Origin of the sequence: Solwaraspora sp. WMMB335, from assembly GCF_049179075.1 — a bacterium.
Classification (GTDB): domain Bacteria; phylum Actinomycetota; class Actinomycetes; order Mycobacteriales; family Micromonosporaceae; genus Micromonospora_E.
The window spans coordinates 4,436,754-4,456,573 of sequence record NZ_JBMHMF010000001.1 but is presented as its reverse complement, the minus strand read 5'-3'; the positions used below and the strand labels follow the sequence as shown (position 1 = coordinate 4,456,573).

16 protein-coding genes are annotated in these 19,820 nt (G+C 69.7%); 9 read left to right on the top strand and 7 right to left on the bottom strand.

Translation table 11 applies throughout. The annotated features are described in order from the left end of the window. The first annotated feature begins 2 nt into the window (after nucleotides 1–2). On the top strand, nucleotides 3–1,934 hold the full coding sequence (locus ACN27F_RS19235; protein WP_421435304.1) for a hypothetical protein: 1,932 nt from the start codon (nucleotides 3–5) through the stop codon (nucleotides 1,932–1,934). Here the strand turns inward: ACN27F_RS19235 and ACN27F_RS19230 are convergent. The 3 genes from ACN27F_RS19230 to ACN27F_RS19220 all read right to left on the bottom strand — a co-directional run bounded on the left by ACN27F_RS19230 (nucleotide 1,869) and on the right by ACN27F_RS19220 (nucleotide 7,256). Continuing rightward, complete coding sequence (locus tag ACN27F_RS19230) at nucleotides 1,869–3,503, bottom strand: glycosyltransferase family 87 protein (RefSeq protein ID WP_421435302.1); 1,635 nt, start codon at nucleotides 3,501–3,503, stop codon at nucleotides 1,869–1,871. The two genes, ACN27F_RS19235 and ACN27F_RS19230, sit on opposite strands and share 66 nt — an antisense overlap. Nucleotides 3,504–3,693: 190 nt before the next feature. Continuing rightward, nucleotides 3,694–6,561, bottom strand: a complete 2,868-nt coding sequence (locus ACN27F_RS19225; RefSeq protein ID WP_421435300.1) for a transglycosylase domain-containing protein — start codon at nucleotides 6,559–6,561, stop codon at nucleotides 3,694–3,696. A 194-nt stretch (nucleotides 6,562–6,755) separates the two neighbouring features. Continuing rightward, complete coding sequence (locus ACN27F_RS19220; RefSeq protein WP_421435297.1) at nucleotides 6,756–7,256, bottom strand: DUF5318 domain-containing protein; 501 nt, start codon at nucleotides 7,254–7,256, stop codon at nucleotides 6,756–6,758. Between the two features lie 174 nt (nucleotides 7,257–7,430). Between ACN27F_RS19220 and ACN27F_RS19215 the strand changes: the two genes are divergently transcribed. Together ACN27F_RS19215 and ACN27F_RS19210 are read left to right on the top strand one after the other, a co-directional pair. Beyond that, nucleotides 7,431–8,084, top strand: a complete 654-nt coding sequence (locus tag ACN27F_RS19215; RefSeq protein WP_421435294.1) for a PadR family transcriptional regulator — start codon at nucleotides 7,431–7,433, stop codon at nucleotides 8,082–8,084. 23 nt (nucleotides 8,085–8,107) lie between these two features. Further along, on the top strand, nucleotides 8,108–9,187 hold the full coding sequence (locus ACN27F_RS19210) for an inositol-3-phosphate synthase (RefSeq protein ID WP_421435291.1): 1,080 nt from the start codon (nucleotides 8,108–8,110) through the stop codon (nucleotides 9,185–9,187). Between the two features lie 77 nt (nucleotides 9,188–9,264). Here the strand turns inward: ACN27F_RS19210 and ACN27F_RS19205 are convergent, their stop codons facing one another. Next, nucleotides 9,265–9,747, bottom strand: coding sequence for a methylated-DNA--[protein]-cysteine S-methyltransferase (locus ACN27F_RS19205; RefSeq protein WP_421435288.1), 483 nt, complete (start codon nucleotides 9,745–9,747; stop codon nucleotides 9,265–9,267). A gap of 26 nt (nucleotides 9,748–9,773) precedes the next feature. Next, on the bottom strand, nucleotides 9,774–10,349 hold the full coding sequence (locus tag ACN27F_RS19200) for a GNAT family N-acetyltransferase (RefSeq protein ID WP_421435285.1): 576 nt from the start codon (nucleotides 10,347–10,349) through the stop codon (nucleotides 9,774–9,776). A 63-nt stretch (nucleotides 10,350–10,412) separates the two neighbouring features. Between ACN27F_RS19200 and ACN27F_RS19195 the strand changes: the two genes are divergently transcribed. The 4 genes from ACN27F_RS19195 to ACN27F_RS19180 are packed head-to-tail and all read left to right on the top strand — an operon-like array spanning nucleotide 10,413 to nucleotide 14,191. Then, on the top strand, nucleotides 10,413–10,934 hold the full coding sequence (locus tag ACN27F_RS19195; RefSeq protein ID WP_421435282.1) for a SigE family RNA polymerase sigma factor: 522 nt from the start codon (nucleotides 10,413–10,415) through the stop codon (nucleotides 10,932–10,934). Continuing rightward, the gene (locus tag ACN27F_RS19190) at nucleotides 10,931–12,031 is read left to right on the top strand and encodes a hypothetical protein (protein ID WP_421435280.1); all 1,101 of its coding nucleotides are present in this window, start codon (nucleotides 10,931–10,933) and stop codon (nucleotides 12,029–12,031) included. Before ACN27F_RS19195 ends, ACN27F_RS19190 begins: the two co-directional genes overlap by 4 nt. 53 nt (nucleotides 12,032–12,084) lie before the next feature. Further along, a complete protein-coding gene (locus tag ACN27F_RS19185; RefSeq protein ID WP_421435277.1) occupies nucleotides 12,085–12,609 on the top strand; it encodes an NfeD family protein in 525 nt (174 codons plus the stop codon). Nucleotides 12,610–12,655: 46 nt separating this feature from the next. Then, nucleotides 12,656–14,191 (top strand): flotillin family protein, encoded by a 1,536-nt coding sequence (locus ACN27F_RS19180; RefSeq protein ID WP_421435274.1) that lies wholly within the window; start codon nucleotides 12,656–12,658, stop codon nucleotides 14,189–14,191. Here ACN27F_RS19180 and ACN27F_RS19175 read toward each other — a convergent pair. Together ACN27F_RS19175 and ACN27F_RS19170 are read right to left on the bottom strand one after the other, a co-directional pair. After that, on the bottom strand, nucleotides 14,164–15,012 hold the full coding sequence (locus ACN27F_RS19175) for a hypothetical protein (protein ID WP_421435271.1): 849 nt from the start codon (nucleotides 15,010–15,012) through the stop codon (nucleotides 14,164–14,166). The two genes, ACN27F_RS19180 and ACN27F_RS19175, sit on opposite strands and share 28 nt — an antisense overlap. 177 nt (nucleotides 15,013–15,189) lie before the next feature. Then, nucleotides 15,190–16,680, bottom strand: coding sequence for a CCA tRNA nucleotidyltransferase (locus ACN27F_RS19170; protein ID WP_421435269.1), 1,491 nt, complete (start codon nucleotides 16,678–16,680; stop codon nucleotides 15,190–15,192). Nucleotides 16,681–16,739: 59 nt separating this feature from the next. Between ACN27F_RS19170 and ACN27F_RS19165 the strand changes: the two genes are divergently transcribed. Then, nucleotides 16,740–17,741, top strand: a complete 1,002-nt coding sequence (locus ACN27F_RS19165; protein WP_421435266.1) for a hypothetical protein — start codon at nucleotides 16,740–16,742, stop codon at nucleotides 17,739–17,741. A 78-nt stretch (nucleotides 17,742–17,819) separates the two neighbouring features. Then, entirely contained in the window at nucleotides 17,820–19,598 is a 1,779-nt protein-coding gene (gene murJ, locus ACN27F_RS19160) for a murein biosynthesis integral membrane protein MurJ (protein ID WP_421435264.1), read from the top strand. Nucleotides 19,599–19,820: the final 222 nt, after the last annotated feature.

The following is a 19,820-nucleotide window of genomic DNA, read 5'->3' as shown; positions in this document are numbered from 1 at the left end:
AGATGAGCAGCAGCCAGCCGCAGCAGGTCTCGGACAACGGCACGACCGCCGCCGGACGATCCGGACCGCCCGAGCCGCCAACCACCATCCCGGAGCCGGACGGCAAGACCTCGGAGCCGGACGGCAAGACCTCGGAGCCGGAGCCGACGAGGGAGCTCACGGACCCGTTCGTGGCGTTCGGTCCCGAGCCGGAGCGGGTGCCGACCCGACTGCGGCGCGCGGCGCGGGCGGTCGGCCGTCGCCTCACCCACGAGTGGACCCTGGCCGGGGCCGCCGCAGTGGTCCTGGCGGTCGTGATGACCTGGCCGACGTTGCGCTATCCGCTGTACACCATCCCACAGGACATCTGGGATCCGACGCTGCAGGCGTGGCAGATGGCCTGGTCAGGCCATATCTTGCTGACCGATCCAACCCAGTTGTGGCAGTCGAACACGTTCTATCCAGAACCATGGAGCTTCGCGTTCTCCGACACCCTGCTCGGCTACGCGCCGGCTGGCATGATCGGTGAAGGACCGGTCGCGGCGGTCCTGCGTTACAACATCGTGTTCGTACTCGCCCACGCGCTGGCCGCGCTCGGCGGGTACGCGCTGATCCGCCAGCTCGGAGCGGGACGCACGGCAGCCGCCGTCGGCGGTGCCGCCTATGCGTACACGCCGTGGCTGCTCGCCCAGGCAGGGCACCTGCACATCGTCTCCAACGGCGGCATCCCGCTGGCGTTGGCCATGCTCGCTCGGGGACACGGATGGTCGCTACGCTACGGCTACCGGCCGCAGCGGCGCAGCATCGGCTGGGCGCTCGGCGGCTGGTTGACCGCTGCCTGGCAGATCAGCCTCGGGTTCGGCATCGGTCTGCCGTTCATCTACGTCCTGGCCGTGATCTGTCTGGTCAGCCTGGTCATGTACGTCGTACGGCGAACCTGGTTCTGGCCGCAGCGCAAGCCGTTCGGCGCTGTGCTGCTGCTCGCCGACCTGGCCGGCGGAGCGCTGTTCGCGGCGGTCGGGGTGTTGCTGGCACTGCCGTACTTCCGGGTCGCCGAACTGCACCCCAACGCCGCCCGCACCATTGACGACCTGGAGAACTACTCACCGCCGGTGTCCGGGTTCTTCACCGCGCCACGCGAATCCTGGGTCTGGGGCACGTTGCACGCCGAGGCCAGGGCCACCCTGCCCTGGCACCCGGAGATGACCCTGCTGCCCGGCTTCGTGCTCTACGCACTTGCCCTGGCCGGACTGATCTTCTCCATCTGGACACTGCGGCAGCGGCTGTTGCTGCTCGGCGGGGTGCTGCTGAGCGGGGCGCTGGCGATGGGCACCGAGTTCTTCGGCGGGACCTACACATACGGGTTGCTGTTCGAGTACCTGCCCGGTTGGGACGGCATCCGCACCCCGGGCCGGATGATGCTCTGGGCAACGTTGCTGCTGGCGATCCTCGCCGCAGGCGCGGTCGCCGCGGTCGTGCACCGGGTCGGTGACATCGCCCGGGAACGGGTCACCGAACGGCCCGGTGTGCTGCTGCGGCTGGCCACACTGCTGCCGCTGTCGCTGGTCCTGATCGAAGGGATCAACGCCACGCCGCATCCGGTGGTGCCGGAGCAACCGCAGATCATGCGGGTCGACGACGGACCGATACTCGTCCTACCCAGTAGCCAGAGCCTCGACCAGCACGTCATGCTCTGGTCGACCACCCGGTTCCAGCCGGTGGTCAACGGCGGGAGTGGGTTCACTCCGCGCCGGCTGGCCGAGGTACGCGAGATCGTGCAGGCCTTCCCCGATCCGGCAAGCGTCAGCTACCTGCGTGAGCTCGGCGTACGGACGGTGGTGATCCGGCGCGACGAGGTGCTCGGTACGCCGTGGCAGACCTCTGTCGATCTACCTGTTGACGGCCTTGGTATCACGCGGGCGGACATCGGCGACACCGTCGTCTACCGGCTGTGAGCCGCTGCGGTCGGTGGCACCACCGCCGCTGCCCCGGGCTCCGCCACCAGCGCTGAACCAGGCCCGTAGGCGCTGTGCCCAGTCGGTGTCCGCCGCGTTGTCGAACACGCCGCCATCCGGATCGTCCGGATAGTTGGTGCGCACCGCATCGAGCTCCGGATGCAGGATGTCGCGGATCACGAACACGCAAAGTGCCACAACGGTGGCAAGACGCAGTGTTGCGGCAAGCACGAAGACGCCTTCCGGAATGATCTGGGAGCCGGTGGCCGTACCGAGCAACTGCCCGTAGAAGGCGAAGAAGTACCCGACCTCGGCGAGCTGCCAGGCGAGGACGGCACCCCAGCGGGGCCGGGCGAGCACGATCAGCGGCAGCAGCCACAGGTTGAACTGCTGCGACCAGACCTTGCTGAAGATCAGGAAGGCGGCGACCACCAGGAAGGCGAGCGCCGCGAGCCGCGGCCGCCGTGGCGCGAGCATGGCCAGCAACGCGACACCCAGGCAGGCGACGGCGAACAACGCGTACGACAGGTTGTTGAGCGTGGGAATGTTGGCACTGAGCCACTGGAACGGCCCCTGGTCGCCGGGCACGCCGGCGGACCACTTCCCATCCAGGTAGCGCCCGATGTACCACAGCGTGCCCCAGTCGATCGGCCGCTCGGCGTTGAGTTCGAAAAAGCGGCTCCAGCCGTCGCGGGCGAACAGCCACACCGGCAGGTTCAACACGACCACGGCGACCGCCGCGGCGACGATCGCGCTGACAGCGGCCCGGACCCGGCCCGACCGCAGGCCGAGCACCAGCACCGGGCCGAGCAGGAACAGTGGCCACAGTTTCGCCGCTCCGCCGATGCCCAGCAACACCCCGGCGAGTACCGGTCGCCGCTTCGCCCACGCGTAGAACCCGAAGGCGGCGAAGCCGATCGGCAACATGTCCCAGTTGACCGTGGCGGTCAGCACCAGAGCTGGGGCGAGCGCGAACATCGCGGCGTCCCAGGGTCGCCGTCGGCGCAACGCGAGGATCATCGCGACGGTGGCCACACCGAGCGCGCAGAGCACCAGAGCGTTCAGGTTGTAGAACCACATCGCCTGGTTGAATTCCGGACGGTCCGCGCCGATGGCGTGCACCGGCAGACCGATCAGGCCCATGAAGTAGCCGGTCACCACCGGATACTCCACCGGGTGGTCACGGTAGGGGACCTTGCCCTCGTTGAGTCCTTCCGCGTAGTAGAGCGCGAGCACGTCGGTGTAGCAGAACCGGGTGTACTGGATGTTGCTGTGCCAGGCTCCGTCCATGCAGGGCGACTTCTGCACCCAGTGCGCCGCCAGACTGAGACAGATCAGCGCCAGAACGATCCGGGCAGCGGTCCAGAACCTGCCGCTGCGCGATGCCGGCCGGTCCTGGCCGGCCGCGTGCCGGCCGATCGGACCTCCGATCGCCTCGGCGAGGCCGCGGACGAACCCGTCGCTGTGGGATGGGTGGTCGACCGGCGCACCGGCCGTCGCTGTCTGGTCGTCGCCGGACCGGCCGTCCCGCTCGGCTTCATCGATATCGTTCGGCGGCTGCACGCTCATGAACAGGAATCCTGCCGTACCGGACGGGCTTTCGTCTGCCCAGGATCGGCATGTCGGACCAGGGCGCTGCCGCGACACGGCCGGCGATCAGGACAACTGCCCTGGTCGCCGGCCGTCATGTCACACAAATCTCGGTATGTCGATGAATCGGGCCCGGTACGTCGGTCGACCGGCTCCGGTGATCGGTCGGTCAGCCGGGTGCGGCCGGCACCGGCGTGACCCCTGACCCGCCGCCCACACCACCACCGGGCAACAGATTCAGATCGTCGTCGGTGTCGCCGTCGTCCTGGCCGCCACCGCCGTCCTGGCCACCACCGTTTCCGTTGTCCCGGTTGTTGCCGTCGCCGTTGCCGTTGCCACCGCCGTTGTTGCCGCCGGGGCAGAGCAGGTCACCGAGCGGGCCGTCACAGATGCCGCCACGGCCCGGCTCCGGTGTCTCCGGCTGCGGCGGGGCCGGCGACGCGCCGTTGCCGGCATCGACGCTGCCGATCTCCCGGGCTGGCGGGAACTGCTCGATGTCCATGCCCTTGTGCGCCTCGTTCATGAAGCGCTGCCAGATGGTGGCGGGCAGGCCGGCACCACCGATGCTGTTGCCGTTCTTGTCGCGGATCGCCTTGCGGTCACCGACGTTGCCGACCCAGACCGCGGCGGCGACCTGGGGGGTGTAGCCCACCATCCACGCGTCGCCGTTGTCGCCGCTGGACTCGTTCAGCTCCCACGTGCCGGTCTTGCCGGCGACCGGCCGGCCACCGTTGAGGCTCTTGCCGATGTCGGTGGGGATCTTGGTGAGCACGTCGGTGAGGTCGGCGACCACCTCGGTGCGGACCGTCTGCTCGGGTTTGAGCTGCTCCCCGCCGACCTTGACCCATTCGCCGGTGACCAGGTTCTTCTGCTCGACCCCGACCACGAAGTGAGCCTTGTTGTAGACCCCCCGGTTGGCAAAGGTCGCCACGCCGTTCGCGTGGTCCAGCACGGTTATCGGGTACTGCCCGTAGCCGACGACGTTGAAGAACGGCGACGGCGCGACCTCCTTCGGATCCACCGAAGTCAGGTCGTACGGCTTGTTGTCCGCGGTGTTCCACATCATGCTGACGCCGGCGGCCTTCGCCATCCCGACGACCTTGTCGGCGCCGATCTGCTCGGTCACGTGGTAGAAGGGCACGTTGTACGACTGGACGGTGGAGAACTCCAGCGAGCACCAGTCGCCGCACGGCGGGGTGCGGCCGGCGTTCTGGACCTGGATCTCGGTCCCTTCGACCTTGAAGTTCTTGGCCTTCCAGTGCGAGTCGACCGAGATGTCGTTGTCCAGGGCGGCCGCCAACGTATAGATCTTGAACGTCGATCCGGGCGAATGCCCGCCGGTCCACTGCCCGCTCTCCAGGTTACGCCCGGCGTAGTCGTGCCCGGTGCCGTTGTCGCCACCGAAGTAGGCGAGCACCCGCCCGGTCTCCGGATCGATCGCCACCATCGCCGCCATCAGGTTTTCCGGTTGACCCTCCATGGCCGAACCCTTGGCCTGGCGCCAGGCCGCCTTCTTGGCGGCGGCCTGCATCTTCGGGTCGATCGTCGTGGTGATCTTGTAACCGCCCTTGCGGAGTTCCTCGGAGCAGCTCTCCGGGGTGCAGATGCCCATCTGGACCATCTCGTCCCGGACGTAGTTGATGACGTTGCCTTCGGGAGTGTTGATCCCGCAGTCGATGATGCAACTGTTCGGGTCGACCGCCTTGACCTCTGGGTACTCCGTAGGACGCTCGGCCGGGTCGAGCCAGCCCTTTTCCACCATGCCGGCGAGCACGTACTCCCAACGACCCTTGGCATCCACCTCGTTGACCGCCGGGTCGTATCCCTGGTGCCCGCTGACCGTGTCCGGCTCCGGCTGTTTGATGACCGCCGCGATCACCGCGCCTTCGGCGACGGACAGGTCGCTGACCGACTTACCGAAGTACGCCTGCGCGGCAGCCTCGATGCCGTAGGCACCCCGGCCGAAGTAGATGGTATTAAGATAGAAGCCCATAATTTCGGACTTTTCGTACCGATCGTTGAGCTTCGACGCCAGCACCGCCTCGCGCACCTTGCGCGCGTAGGAGACGCCCTGCAGATCCATCGCGTTACGCGCGTACTGCTGGGTGATCGTCGAGGCACCCTGCCGGCTGCCACCGGTGAAGTTGTTCCAGGCGGCCCGGGCGATACCGACGTAGTCGATGCCGGAGTGATCGTAGAACTTGCGGTCCTCGGCCGAGGCCACCGCCCGCTGTACGTACTCCGGAATCTGATCGACGGTCACGAACACCCGGTTGACCTCGCCGAGCTTGGCGATCCGGCTGGTTCCGTCGTTGGCGTAGATCGTGCTGGCCAGCGGCAGTTCGAGTTGCTGGGGCAGCGGCACCGTGGTCGAGTAGTAGGTGACGCCGACGACGGCACCGCCGGTGATCATGATGAGTACGGCGAACGCGGCGATCAGAAGGTTGATCCGCCTGCGTTGCTTGGCCTTCTTGACCGCGGCCGGGTCGCTACGGCCGCCTCCCCGGCCCCGGCGTCCCGGCCCACCGGGCCCGCCCGGTCCGCCTGGGCCGCCTGGGCCACCCGGTCCACCCGGTCCACCGCCGAACCCGTCAGCCGGCGAAACCGGACGTACGCTGGCCCGCCCCACCGTCGCTCGGCCGGCGGCGCCCGAACCGGGCCCGCTGATCGGCGCGGAACCGCTGATCGACGCACGGCCGGCGGACCGGCCGGTGCCGTACGGGTCGTCGTAGCCCGGTGCCCGGGCGGAGCCGACGCTGGCACGCCCGGCGGGGGCACCGCCGCTCACCGACGCGCTACCGACCGAGGCACGCCCGGCGGGGGCACCGCCGACCGAGGCACGCCCGGCCGGAGCGCCGCTGACGGAGGCGCTTCCGCTGACGGAGGCACGCCCGCCCCGGGGCCGCTGCGGCACGGAGTCGTCGTCCTCCGGACCGTGGCTCCACCGGTAGTCATCCGGCTCAGATCCGTATCCGCCGCCGGTGCCTGATCCATAGGCACGCCCGTGGGCGGAGTTGGGGTCGCCGTACGAGTTCATGTGTCACACCCTGCCGGTTGCGGTGATGTGCACGCGCGACACCACCGGTCTGCCGTGAGTTGGCCCACTACCGACGCCGGACGGACGCCAGCAGCTGAAAGCCACTTCATCAGAAATATCGTGACTTGTCCGGTTAACCATTTACATTGCCCTGCCCACTCTCTGGTGCCTACGCAGCGGCCGGGCGCTCAGGTTCACCGGTGGGTCTCTCGCCTTCGCTTGCTCATCGGCACTCCGACGTTGGTGGTGGACGGCGCGGCGCCGCCCCGCCCGCCGGCGGAGGCCGCGAGTCGATCGCCGCCGACCTCGTCCTCGGGGCCGACGGCGGCCAGCCCGGCCCGGCCCAGCAGGAACTGCTCCACCAGGTGGTTCCAGTTGCAGAGACGGCAGACCTCGACGACGTACACCTGGAACTCACGCAGAGTCATCGCAAGGACGGACAACTCGGCCCGGTTGCGCGCCTGCCCTGCGGACTGCTTCAGCTCATCGCCGTAAATGTAGTGCACGTGGGTGAGATTCTCCTGGCGGCAGATCGGGCACCGCTGCTCGGTCGGCTCACCGTGGAACCGTGCGGCGTTCTTCAGGTAGGGCGAGGCGTCACAGACCTCGTACGTACCTACCCGGCCCGACATGACCTCGCGCAGCACCGACCGCCGCTGGAGCGAGTAGTCGACGACCTGTCGCTGCGAACGCATGGCACCGAGCGTACGCGGTCCCGGCAGAACTTGGCGACCGTCGTTACGCAGAGTCACCTCTCCGGTGCGGAGAACTGTTTGCCTGCTGTCTCGATCCCGTCTACCGTGTCGATGTATCGGTCCGATACATCGCACCGGATACTGCAGGCAGACCACCAGGTAGGAGGGGTAAGCGTGCTGGAACTCGCCATCCTCGGCCTGCTGCAGGAGTCCCCGATGCACGGCTACGAACTCCGCAAGGAGCTCGTAGCCAAGCTCGGTGCCATTCGGGCGGCGATCAGCTACGGATCGCTCTACCCGACCCTGCGCCGGCTACAGGCCAACGGGCTCATCACACAGGCCGGCGACACTCCGGCCTCCGACCCGGAGATACCGGCTCTGACCAGTCGCCGAGGGCGGGTCGTCTACACCATCACCGCCGAGGGCAAGGAACGCTTCGCCGAGTTGATCGCGCAGACCGGACCGGAGACGTTCGAGGACACCGGCTTCGGCGTCCACTTCGCCTTCTTCTCCCGGACCGACCGGGCCACCCGGCTGCGGATTCTGGAGGGGCGGCGGCGCAAGGTCGAGGAACGCCGGGAAGGGCTCCGCGATGTGCTGAGTCGTGCCGCGGAACGCCTCGACGCGTACACCCTCGAACTCCAGCGGCACGGACTCGACGCCTGCGAGCGTGAGGTCCGCTGGCTGGAGGAACTGATCGCCAACGAGCGATCCGGTCGGACCCCACGCACCGGCCATCCCGATCCCGCAGGAAACGATCCGCCTCCGCCTGGACAGCCCAGGGAAGCTTCGCCTGGACGGCCAAGCGAAGAGCCGGAGCGGCCGTGAAAGACAAGAAGGAGGCAAACGCGATGGGCTCCGTCCGCGTCGCCATCGTCGGTGTAGGCAACTGCGCCTCGTCCCTGGTCCAGGGTGTGGAGTACTACCGCAACGCCGACCCCAACGACCGCGTCCCGGGTCTCATGCACGTCACCTTCGGCGACTACCACGTTTCGGACGTGGAGTTCGTCGCGGCGTTCGACGTCGACGCCAAGAAGGTCGGCATGGACCTCGCCGAGGCGATCAACGCCAGCGAGAACAACACCATCACCTTCTGCGACGTACCGCCCACCGGGGTGCTGGTGCAGCGTGGCCCCACCCTCGACGGTGTCGGCGAGTACTACCGGGAGGTCATCCAGGAGTCCGACCAGCAGCCGGTCGACATCGCCCAGGCGCTGCGCGACGCCCGTGCCGAGGTGGTCGTCTGCTACCTGCCCGTCGGCTCCGAGCAGGCCGCCCGTCACTACGCCCAGGCCGCCATCGACGCCGGCTGTGCGTTCGTCAACGCGCTGCCGGTCTTCATCGCCTCGGACCCGGCCTGGGCGCAGAAGTTCACCGACGCCGGCCTGCCGATCGTCGGTGACGACATCAAGAGCCAGGTCGGTGCGACCATCGTGCACCGCGCCCTGGCCAAGCTGTTCGAGGACCGCGGTGTCGAGTTGCTGCGCACGTACCAACTCAACTTCGGCGGCAACATGGACTTCATGAACATGCTGGAGCGCACCCGGCTGGTCTCCAAGAAGATCTCCAAGACCCAGTCGGTGACCTCCCAGGTTCCGCACGAGATGGCCAAGAGCGATGTGCACATCGGCCCGTCCGACCACGTGCCGTGGCTGGACGACCGCAAGTGGGCGTACATCCGGCTGGAGGGCCGCTCATTCGGCGACACCCCGCTCAACGCCGAGCTCAAGCTGGAGGTCTGGGATTCGCCCAACTCCGCCGGTGTGATCATCGATGCGCTGCGGGCCGCCAAGATCGCTCTGGACCGGGGCGTCGGCGGGCCGGTCCTGTCGGCTTCCTCCTACTTCATGAAGTCGCCGCCGGAGCAGTACGCCGACCACGACGCCCGCCAGGCCGTCGAGGACTTCATCGCCAGCAAGATCGAACGCTGAGCACCTGAGGGCGCTGTCTGCGGGACGGGTCGCCACCTACCGGTGACCCGTCCCCTCGCGCCCAGACCGGGCGACCGTCAGCTCCAGGCCTGCCGCAGCGCCACCGCGGCCTCCAACTCCAGCAGATGCCGCTTGCGGGGCAGCCCACCGCCGAAGCCGACCAGCTTGCCGCCGGCGCCGACGATCCGGTGGCAAGGGACGATCACCGGGATCGGGTTGCGGTTACAGGCCACCCCGACCGCCCGGGCCGCCTGCCGATCACCGAGCGCGGCGGCGACCGCCCCGTACGTCTCGGTCTGCCCGTACGGGATCCGGGTCATCCGCCGCCACACCGCACGTTCGAACTCCGAGCCCCGCCGCACCGACAGCGGCACCGTGAACCGGCTCAACTCCCCGGCGAAGTAGGCCCGCAGCTCCGCCAGCGCCACGTCCAGCACCGGGTCCGCCGGTGCGGCACCGGCCACCCCGTCGGTACGCCCGAAGTGCACCCGGCAGACGCCGGCCTCGTCGGCGGCCACCGACAGCGCGCCGATCGGAGAGTCGAACACCGCCCACCGCATCCGCTGATTCTCGCCCGCCGTGGCGTTCACCGCTCGCGCGGGTCCGGCGGTGGCTGCGCCGGCACCGCCGCCGACATGAACAGCGCGATCTCGTCGGCGTACGGCGGCAGGTAGCGGGTGGTGTCGACGCCGGTGAGGGTGAAGCCCAGCCGACGGTACGCCCGTACCGCGCCGGGGTTGACGTTCTGGGTCTCCAACCAGATCTCCCGGGCACCGTTCTCCCGCGCGGTGAACCGCACCACGCTGAGCAGTTCCCGGGCCACCCCGCGCCGCCGGTGTGCCGGGGCCACGTGTAGCTCGTTGAGCACCTGCCGGCCGGTCCACCGCTCGTAGGTGGTGGCCATGAAGCCGATCGGTATCCGGTCGATCACCGCCAGCGCGAACAGGTCCCACGGCTGCGACCCGATGGTCAGCCCTTCGGTCAGGTCGTACCGTTTGCGCAGCGGTGGTGAGACCGGCACTTCGCGCAGCACGAACCCGTCGTCGCCGGCAGTGACCTGGTACACGGACGCGGTGGAGAACGACGTGTCGAGGTGCGGTATCGCCGTCATCTCCGCATCCCCGAGCACACTGCGAATCCTGATCTCCACCGGCCTGTCCACCGACGCATCGTCGCATGCAAACAATCCCGGTCCGGGTGCGTCTGGGCTATGTGGAGGTGGTCCGTGAGCCGGGCGAGGGATCAGGATTTCACCGCGTTCGTCGCCGATCGCGGTACCGCGCTGTTGCGGGTGGCGTACGCGCTCACCGGGGACCGGCACGCGGCCGAAGATCTGACACAGACCGCCCTGGCCAAGGCGTACGCCCGATGGGACCGGATTCGCGGTGACGCCGAACCGTACGTACGCCGGATCCTGTACCACGAACAGGTTTCCCGCTGGCGGTGGCGTAGCCGTCGCCCGGAGGTGCCGGTCGCGACGCCGCCCGACCGCCGCGCGCCCGGCGCCGACGATCACGACACGACTGTCCGGCTGATGCTGCGTGACGCGCTTCGGATGCTGCCGCCCCGGCAGCGTGCGGTGCTGGTGTTGCGCTACCTGGAGGATCTGAGCGTGGAGCAGACAGCCGCCGTTCTCGGCTGCCAGGCCGGCACGGTCGCCAGTCAGACCAATCGGGCGCTGGCGAAACTGCGTACCCTGGTGCCCGCCTTCGACGACATCTCGACGGGATCGGCGGCACCGCGATGAGCCGCGACGCCGAACAACTGCTCCGCGCCGCCGTTCACGATCTGGCCGGCTCCGGGCCGTCGGCCGGCCCCGAGCCGTTGGCACGCGCGGCTATCCGCCGCGGACGCTGGATCCGGCGGCGGCGGCGAGCGGGGATCGGACTGGTCGTGATCCTCGCGATCGCGGCCACGACAGCGCCCCACCGGCTGCTCTCACGGAGCGAACAGGAGACCGCCGCACCGTTGACCGGCACGCCGTCCGTGATCGACACCGTCGACCCGGACTGGACGACGCGCCCGCTGGAACTGCCCGGTGGATGGATCGTCCTCGGTGCCTCCGCGTCGGCCGCCACCGGCCAGCCGGCGATGGTCTTCGACCGACACGCCGGGCGCTATCGCGACATCGCCGGCTTCCAGCAGGTCGTACCGAGCCCGGACGGTGATGTCGTCGCGGTGACCCAGGAGGGCCGTCCCCGCCAGATCGGCCTGCTCGATCTGGCCACCGACGAAGTCCGGTGGTTCGAGACCGGACAACACATCCTCGAACCGCAATGGTCCCCGGACGGCAGCCGACTGCTCGTGACGATCAGCGACAAGGACAGCGGCGAGCAGGCCTTCGCCACGGTAGCGGCGGCCGACGGGGTGGTGCGGACCTTCCCGGTGGACATCAGCCAGGCCCACCTGTGCACCGACGTCTGCCGGTTCACCTGGGCGCGCGGCGGCGACGAGGTGGCGCTGAGCCAGACCGACCCGGGTGAACCGAGATCGGAATCACTGCCGCACGCCCGCCGGGGCATCCAGTTCTTCTCCCCCGATGACGGCCGCCCCACCCGCTTCTTGCCGATCCGTGGCGACGTGGTGGGCCCCTGGTCGTTCTCACCGGACGATCGTCAGGCAGTCGTCAAGGGTCAGCATGGGGCACAACTGGTCGACACCGGCACCGGCGAGGTGCGCGGCGGACTGCCCAGCGAGCAGATGTTTTGGGTCGGCCCGGACCGGCTGCTGGACACCCGGTCGAACGGATACGTCGAATTGACGGACCTGGCCGGTGACGTCCTGGTCCGGCAGTTGCTGCCTGACCGGCTGACCGGTACCCAGCTCTCGGTCGGGCCCGGCTGACCGGGCACTTCGTCAGGGCCGCCTTGTTGCAGGTGACGGATACCGTGCCGGGTGTGCAGACGGCGACGCTCGTATTCCTCGTCATCGGTGGGCTGGGCGTGGTGGTGCTCGCCATCGGCCTGCTCGGTGGCGAGCTGCTGCACCTCGGTGACATCAGTGCGGACGGTCCGGTGTCGGTCGAGGTGGTGGCCGGCTTCGCCGGTGCCTTCGGATTCGCTGCCGCGATCGCCAGCGAACTGTTGGGCGGTGGGCCGGTGCCGACCGTCGGCGCGCTCGCGGTCGGCGCCCTCGCCGCAGTGCCGGTCGCCTGGCTGACCTTGCGGCTGTCCCGTGCCGCCCGGGACATGCCGACCGACGCCACCCCGACCAGCGACGATTTGGTCGGCCTGCTCGGCGTGGTGATCACCCCGATCCGCCCCGGCGGGTACGGCGAGATCCGCACCCACGTCGGCGGCCAGCCGGTGAAGCTCAGCGCCCGTGCCGAGCGGGACGTCCCGCTCGGCACGCAGGTCTTCGTGGTCGAGGTGCTGAGCGCGACCAGCGTCATCGTCGAGGAAACACCGGGCAGCGGCCGGTAGCCGACAGACGCCCCTCCCCCGCCGGAGTATCCACGAAAGGACTCTGATGACCCCTCTGTTCATCGCGATCATCGGTGCCGTCGCGCTGGTCGTCGTACTCATTCTGTTCGTGCTCTCCCGGATCAAGGTGGCCGGGTCCAACGAGGCGTTCATCGTCACCGGCCGCAAGGGGCGCACCACCCAGGCGCTCGACGGCTCCCGGTCCACCGACCTGTCCGGGCAGAAGGTGGTGATGGGCGCGTCGGTGTTCGTCCTGCCGGTCGTGCAGAAACTACAGGTGCTGGACCTGTCCAGCCGCCGGATCCACGTCGAGATCACCGGTGCGGTCAGCAAGCAGGGCATCCGGGCCAACCTGCAGGGTGTGGCGATCGTCAAGATCGGCGGGACGGAGGACGCGATCCGCGCCGCCGCGCAGCGCTTCCTGCACCAGCAGGACGAGATCGAGGACTTCACCCGTGAGGTCCTGGCCGGTGCGCTGCGCTCGATCGTCGGCCGGCTCACCGTCGAGGAGATCATCCGGGACCGGGCCGCGTTCGCCAGCGCGGTCGCCGAGGAAGCCGAGCACTCGATGACCAACCAGGGCCTGGTGCTGGACACCTTCCAGCTGCAGGACATCATCGCCGAAGGCTCCTACCTGCAGGACCTCGGCCGCCCGGAGGCGGCCCGGGTGCTCAAGGACGCGGCGATCGCCGAGGCACGCGCCCGGCAGGCCGCCGAGCAGGAGCGGCTGCTGGCCGAGGAGGTGATCGCGGAGGCCAACCGCAACCTGGCGCTCAAGCAGGCGGGGATCCAGGCCGAGATCGACGCCGCCAAGGCGAGGTCGGCGGCCGCGGGCCCGCTCGCCCAGGCAGAGCGGGACCAGGCGATTCTCTCCGAGCAGCAGAAGGTTGCCGAACGTAACGCGGAACTCAAGCAGCGCCAGCTCGACACCGAGGTGCGCAAGCCGGCGGACGCCGCACGGTACCGGGTGGAGCAGGAGGCGGAGGCGGCCCGCGCCGCCGCGGTCCTCGCCGCGGACGCCCAGCGGCAGGCGACGATCGCCGCCGCGCAGGCCGCTGCCGAACAGTCCCGGCTCACCGGTGAAGGCGAGCGGGCCCGCCGGGCGGCGTTGGCCGAGGCCAACGCGATCGAGGGGGCCAAGGAGGGCGAGTCCGAGCAGCGACGGCGCAGCGCGATCGCCGAGGCGATCGAGCGGGAGGGCGCGGCCGAGGCGGCGGCGATCCGGGCGCGTGGCGCGGCCGAGGCCGAGGCGATGGCCCGCAAGGCAGAGGCGTTCGCCGCGTACGGCGAGGCCGCCGTGCTGGATCTGCTGGTCAAGGTCCTGCCGCAGGTGGTGCAGGCGGCCAGTGCTCCGATCGGTGCGATCGACAAGATGACGGTGATCTCGACCGACGGGGCGTCGTCGTTGGCCAAATCGGTGGCCACGAACGTGGCCCAGGGCCTGCAGCTCGGCAACGATCTCACCGGGATCGACCTGGCCGGACTGCTCGCCCGGCTCGGCGGCACGGACGGCCCGACCGGTGGCGCGGCGGGCGTCACGGCCGGCTCCAGCGATCAACGGCGGGACATCACCACCGTGTAGAAGGCGGTGCGCTGCGTCAGCCGGTCACCGTCGCACTCGTAGCTGGCCGGATCGGACGACGCTTCGAGTGGTTCGTTCTGCGACTCGACGTCCGGCGCGCTCAACCACACCGTGCCGTCCGCGCGTACGCCTTCGAACGAAACGGTGCCGTCGACCGCCTTGTAGCGGAAGGTGATCCGCCCTTCGAAGGTGAGGGTCACGGTGATCCCCGACACCGTCCCCTCGAAGGTGGTGCCGTCGCCGTAGTCGGTCACCCCGTGACCGTCCGCGCCCAACTCGACGACGGCGCCCGGACCGGTGCCGGTGAAGGTCGTCTTGCCGAACGGCTCGTCCAACGCGACCTCCTCCCGGTGGGAGTCCACCTGCCAGGTGCCGACCACGCACGGGTCGATGTCGGTCGGGGCTGCGGTGGAGCCGCCGGCGCTGCGGATCACCAGGACCACCGCGATCGCCGCGACCAGCACGGCGAACGTCGAGCCGAGCGCGACCAGCGGCACCAGATACGAGCGGCCCCGATTGGGCGGCGGCGCGGAGACTGGATACCCACCGTAGCCGCCGCCCGCAGCCGGGTAGCCGACCGGTGCGCCGCTGGCCGGATAGGGCACGGCGTTCCCCGGGTACGCTGCGCCACTGCCCGGGTACGGTGCACCACTACCGGGGTACGGTACGCCGCTGCCCGGATGAGCGGCGGCTGGTTGGGCCGGGTAGCCAGGGCCGCCGCTGGTCGGCTGCGGCTGACCCGGATAGCCCGGATGCGGTGCCACCGGCAGGCCACGGAAGGTGCCGCACTGTGTGCAGTACCCCGCTTGGTTGATCGTCATGCCGCCGCAGGCCGCACACGGCTGCATCTACCCTCCCGGCTTGATCGACTGTCCGCGTTCCGTGCGGCGGACGCCCAGCACGGTACGGACGTCGCGATGATCATCGCGCGCCCGCCCCTGCGACGGTAGCCGAGCGGGACAGCGCCCGGTAACCGCCGGTCCGGGCGGGATGTGCGGCTAACCGGCGTCCGGCAGGATCCCTTCGGCCCGGGCCCACCGCCGCAGCTCCGCCTCGGCCTCGTCACGGTCCAGCGGCCCGCGTTCCAACCGAAGTTCCTTCAGATGCCGCCAGGCCTGTCCGACGACCGGACCCGGCGGTACGCCGAGCAACTCCATGATGGTGTTGCCGTCCAGGTCTGGCCGGACCCGGGCGAGGTCCTCCTCGGCCCGGATCCGGGCGATCCGGTCCTCCAGCGCGTCGTAGTCGGCGGCGAGCGCGGCCGCCTTTCGCCGGTTGCGGGTGGTGCAGTCGGAGCGGGTCAACTTGTGCAGCCGCGACAGCTGGTCTCCCGCGTCGGTGACGTAGCGGCGCACCGCCGAGTCGGTCCACTCGCCCCGGCCGTACCCGTAGAAGCGCAGATGCAGCCCGACCAGTTTGGCCACCTGCCCGGTGACGTCCTTGGGATAACGCAGCGCCTTCATCCGCTGGCGGGTCAGCCGGGCGCCGACCACCTCGTGGTGGTGGAAACTGACCCGGCCGTCCGGCCCGACCGCCTTGGTCGCCGGCTTGCCCACGTCGTGCATCAGTGCGGCCATCCGCAACACGAAGTCGCAGTCACCGGACTCCAGTCGGACCGCGTTGCTCACCACGGTCAGCGTGTGCTCGTAGACGTCCTTGTGCTGCGCGTGTTCGTCGATCTCCAGGCGCAGCCCGGCCAGCTCCGGCAGGAACCGATCGGCCAGCCCGGACTCCACCAGCAGCCGCAGTCCACCGACCGGGTCGGCACCACAGAGCAACTTGGTGAACTCCTCCCGGATCCGTTCCGCGGTGATCCGGTCCAGGTCGGTCGCCATCGCGGCCATCGCCCGGCGCACCTGTGGATGTACGGCGAAACGCAGCTGCGCGGCGAACCGGGCCGCCCGCAGCATCCGCAGCGGGTCGTCGCCGAAGGATTCCTGCGGGGTTCCCGGGGTACGGATCACCTTCGCGGCCAGGTCGTCGATCCCGCCGTAAGGGTCGGTGAAGTGGTGCCCCGGCAGGCTGACCGCCATCGCGTTGATGGTGAAGTCACGCCGCCGCAGGTCGTCAACCAGATCGGTGCCGTACGCCACGACCGGATTACGGGTCACCCCGTCGTACGCCTCCGCCCGGAACGTGGTGATCTCCAGCGTGAGGCCGCCCCGCCGGGCGCCGATGGTGCCGAACTCACGACCGGTCTCCCAGGTCGCCTCCGCCCACCCCTTGAGTACCCGCAGGGTCTGGTCGGGATGCGCGTCGGTGCAGAAGTCGAGGTCGTTTCCAAGCCGGCCGAGCAGCGCGTCCCGCACCGAGCCGCCGACCAGGTGCAGTTCGTGTCCGGCGGCGCTGAACCGGCGGCCCAACTCGTCGGCGACCGGGGAGACCCGGAGCAGCTCGGCGACGGCGTTGCGCTGCACCGCCGTCAGGTCGCTCGACTCGGCCGCAGCGTGAGATTCGGTGGTGGCGCGGGGCGCGGAAGTCTCGGACATGGGATCGCCAGACTATCCGCAGTGGCCGTGCGCGCAGCCGGCGGGCAGGATGAATCACCGTGCCGATTCCCGAACATCTGGGCAGCCTTATCGCAGATCCGGCCTTCTGGGCGGCGTACCTGCCGCCGCCCGGCGAGCCGGCGCCGGACCATGGCGCCGAGCTCCGGGTGTCGATTCCGGTGGCCGGCGGCTACGGCCTGGTGCTGGAGATCGACCTCGGGTACGGGGAATGCCTGCTCGGACTACGCCAACCGGGTGGTTCCGAACCGGTGCCGCTGGCCCGGTTGGATTCCGCGCGGCCGTACGCCGCGGTGTTGCGCTGGGCGGAGCTGGACCTCATCGGCCAGGTTCTCGCCCTGGATGATCCGGCCTGGTCACACCCGGGGCCGCTGGTGGCGTTACTACACCGCTACGCACCGACCGACGACCCGGCCGAGGCGGACCGGGCGGCGACGATGCTCACCTGCGCGTTGCGCGGTCTGAGTCGGCCAGTCACGGTCGAGGCGCCCGCAGGGCAGCCGGTTGGCCACGCCGCCGACGGACGCCCGATTGCCGAGCAGCCGCCGTTCGACCTGTTCGCCGCCGCGCGGTGGTGGCCGGCACCGGCCACCCCCGATCCGAGGATCTTCGACGACGCGTCGGTGGCCCGACATGTGCGCGACCACCTCGATGTCGGCGCTCAGGTGCAATGGCGCTACGCAGTCGGCTGGGGTTGGGTGGCCGGCCAGCAGCCGGACGGCGGCGGACCCGGTCGGGTCCTCGGTGCCGAGTCGTTCCCGTTCGACCTGGTGGCGGAGCTGGTCCGGCGGGCCGGTGCGCGGCACCGCCGGCTGCTCGATGCCCGGTGGCGGGATCCACGCACCGTCCTGCCGCTGGCCAGACGGATCCGCGAAACCGGTGACCTGGCCTGCGTACCAGCGCTCGGCCAGGCATTGCAGGATGCCGGCTGCGACCATCCGACCCTGCTCGACGCGCTCGCCGAGCCGCTGGTGCCGGCCGAATCGGCGTGGGTGGTCGACGCACTGCTGGGCATCGTCCCGGCCGACGATGACGGCCGATAGGGTCGAGCTTGCGTCTGGTCGACGACGGTCCCGGCGTGGTCGACGACAGGCCCGGCGTGCCGGCGGGGTGGAGGTCCGATGAGCAGCGGGTTGTACCGGAGTGCGAACGCCGGCTCCGGACAAGGCGGCCTGGATCCGGAAGGTGCCACGCTGATCTCGACGGATCCGGCTGCGGTCGACCAGGCGGGCAGAGCCGACCAGGCCGACAGGGCCGACAGAGCCGGTGCGACCAACGCGCCGAATAGCGACGAGGGCGGCAGCGCCGCCAGCAACAGCGCGATCATGGCGCTGGGCAGCCTGGTCAGCCGGGGGACCGGCTTCCTACGGACGCTGGTGCTGGCCGCTGCGCTCGGTGGATCGCTGGTCGGCAACGCGTACACCACCGCGCAGATCTTTCCCGGCATGGTGTACGAATTCCTGCTCGGCGGCATCCTGACCAGTGTCCTGGTGCCGGTGCTGGTGCGACGGCGCAGGGCCGATCCGGACCGTGGGCAGGCGTACGCCCAGCGGCTGCTGTCGCTGGCCGTGCTCGCGCTCGGCGTGGCCACCCTGATGGCGATGGCCGCCGCGCCGCTGCTCGCCCTGGTGTACGCCAGTGACCAGACGACCGACGAGTTCCGGCGGCTGGTCACCGTGCTGTCCTACCTGATGCTGCCGATGATCTTCTTCACCGGCCTCTCGGCACTGGTCAGCGCGTTGTTGAACACCCGTGGCCACTTCGCGGCACCAATGTGGGCACCGATCCTGAACAACCTGGTGGTGATCGCCACTCTCGGCGCCTACATCGCGATCTTCGGGGCGCAGGTCGTCGGCCCTGGACAGATGACCGCCGGTCGGATCGTGCTGCTCGGCGGTGGGACGCTGCTGGGCGTCGTGGTGCAGGCCGCCGGGTTGCTGCCGGCGTTGCGCAAGGTCGGGTTCCGGTGGCGCTGGCGGTTCGACTTCCGGGCGTTGGGCCTCGCCGAGCTGGGCCGGCTCGGTATCTGGATGTTCTGTTACGTCGCGGTCAGCCAACTCGGTCTGGTCGTGGTCTTCAACCTGTTGAACCGGGCCGGCGACGCCGACGAGGCCGGCCCGATGATCTACAACAACGTCTTCCTGCTGCTGATGACGGCGCACGGCATCATCGCGGTGTCGGTGATCACAGCGCTCATGCCACGGATGAGCGGTGCCGCCGCCGACGGCCGGTACGCCGACATGGCAGCCGACCTGTCCCGGGGCACCCGGACCGTGACCGCGGTGCTCGCGCCGATCGCCGTCTGCTACGCGGTCCTGGCCACCCCGATCTCGTTCTCGCTGTTCCGGTACGGCGCGTACTCGACCGAGGCTGCCTCGGCCACGTCGGTGGTGCTGTTCGCCGCCGCGGTGGCGCTGGTGCCGTTCGCCGTCAGCCAGCTCTTCACCTTCGCCTTCTACGCGTTGCCGGACACCCGGACCCCGGCATTGATCAACATTCCGGTGGTCGCGTTACGGGTAGCGGTCCAGGTAGCCCTGTTCATCGCGTTGTCGGTACAGTTCGCCGCAGCCGGGCTGATGATCGGCAACGCGGTGTCGTACCTCGTCGCCGCCGGTGTCTCCGCCTGGTTGCTGCGCCGTCGGGTCGGCCGGATCGGCCTTGGCGCGATCGCGCTGACGTTCGGCAAGGTGGCGGTCGCGGCCGGTGGTGCGGCGGTCGCCGGCCTGCTCGTGGTGACGGTGCTGCCCGGTACGGACACACCGAGTCGGCTCATGGCGCTCGTTCAACTGGCGGCTGGCGGTGCCGCCGTCGGGCTGACCTATCTAGGTCTCGCGGTCGCGCTGCGGATCCATGAAGTGGCCGAGCTGCTGGCCATGGTCCGGGGGCGGCTGCGACGGTGACAGCACCGCGACCGGGTGTCTGGTCGGCTTGTGGATTATCCTGTGGATAACTCTCCCGCAGACGCTCAACAGCAGGTGGGAAGCTGTGGATAACTCGGGGAGCAGGTGTTGTCACAGGCGGTGGCCGACCGTTGTGGCGACTTTCCGGCTACAGCCGGTACAACGTATCCTTGCCGGAGAGGTTATGCGCGCCGCCGGACCGGCGCGCCGCCGGACCGGCGG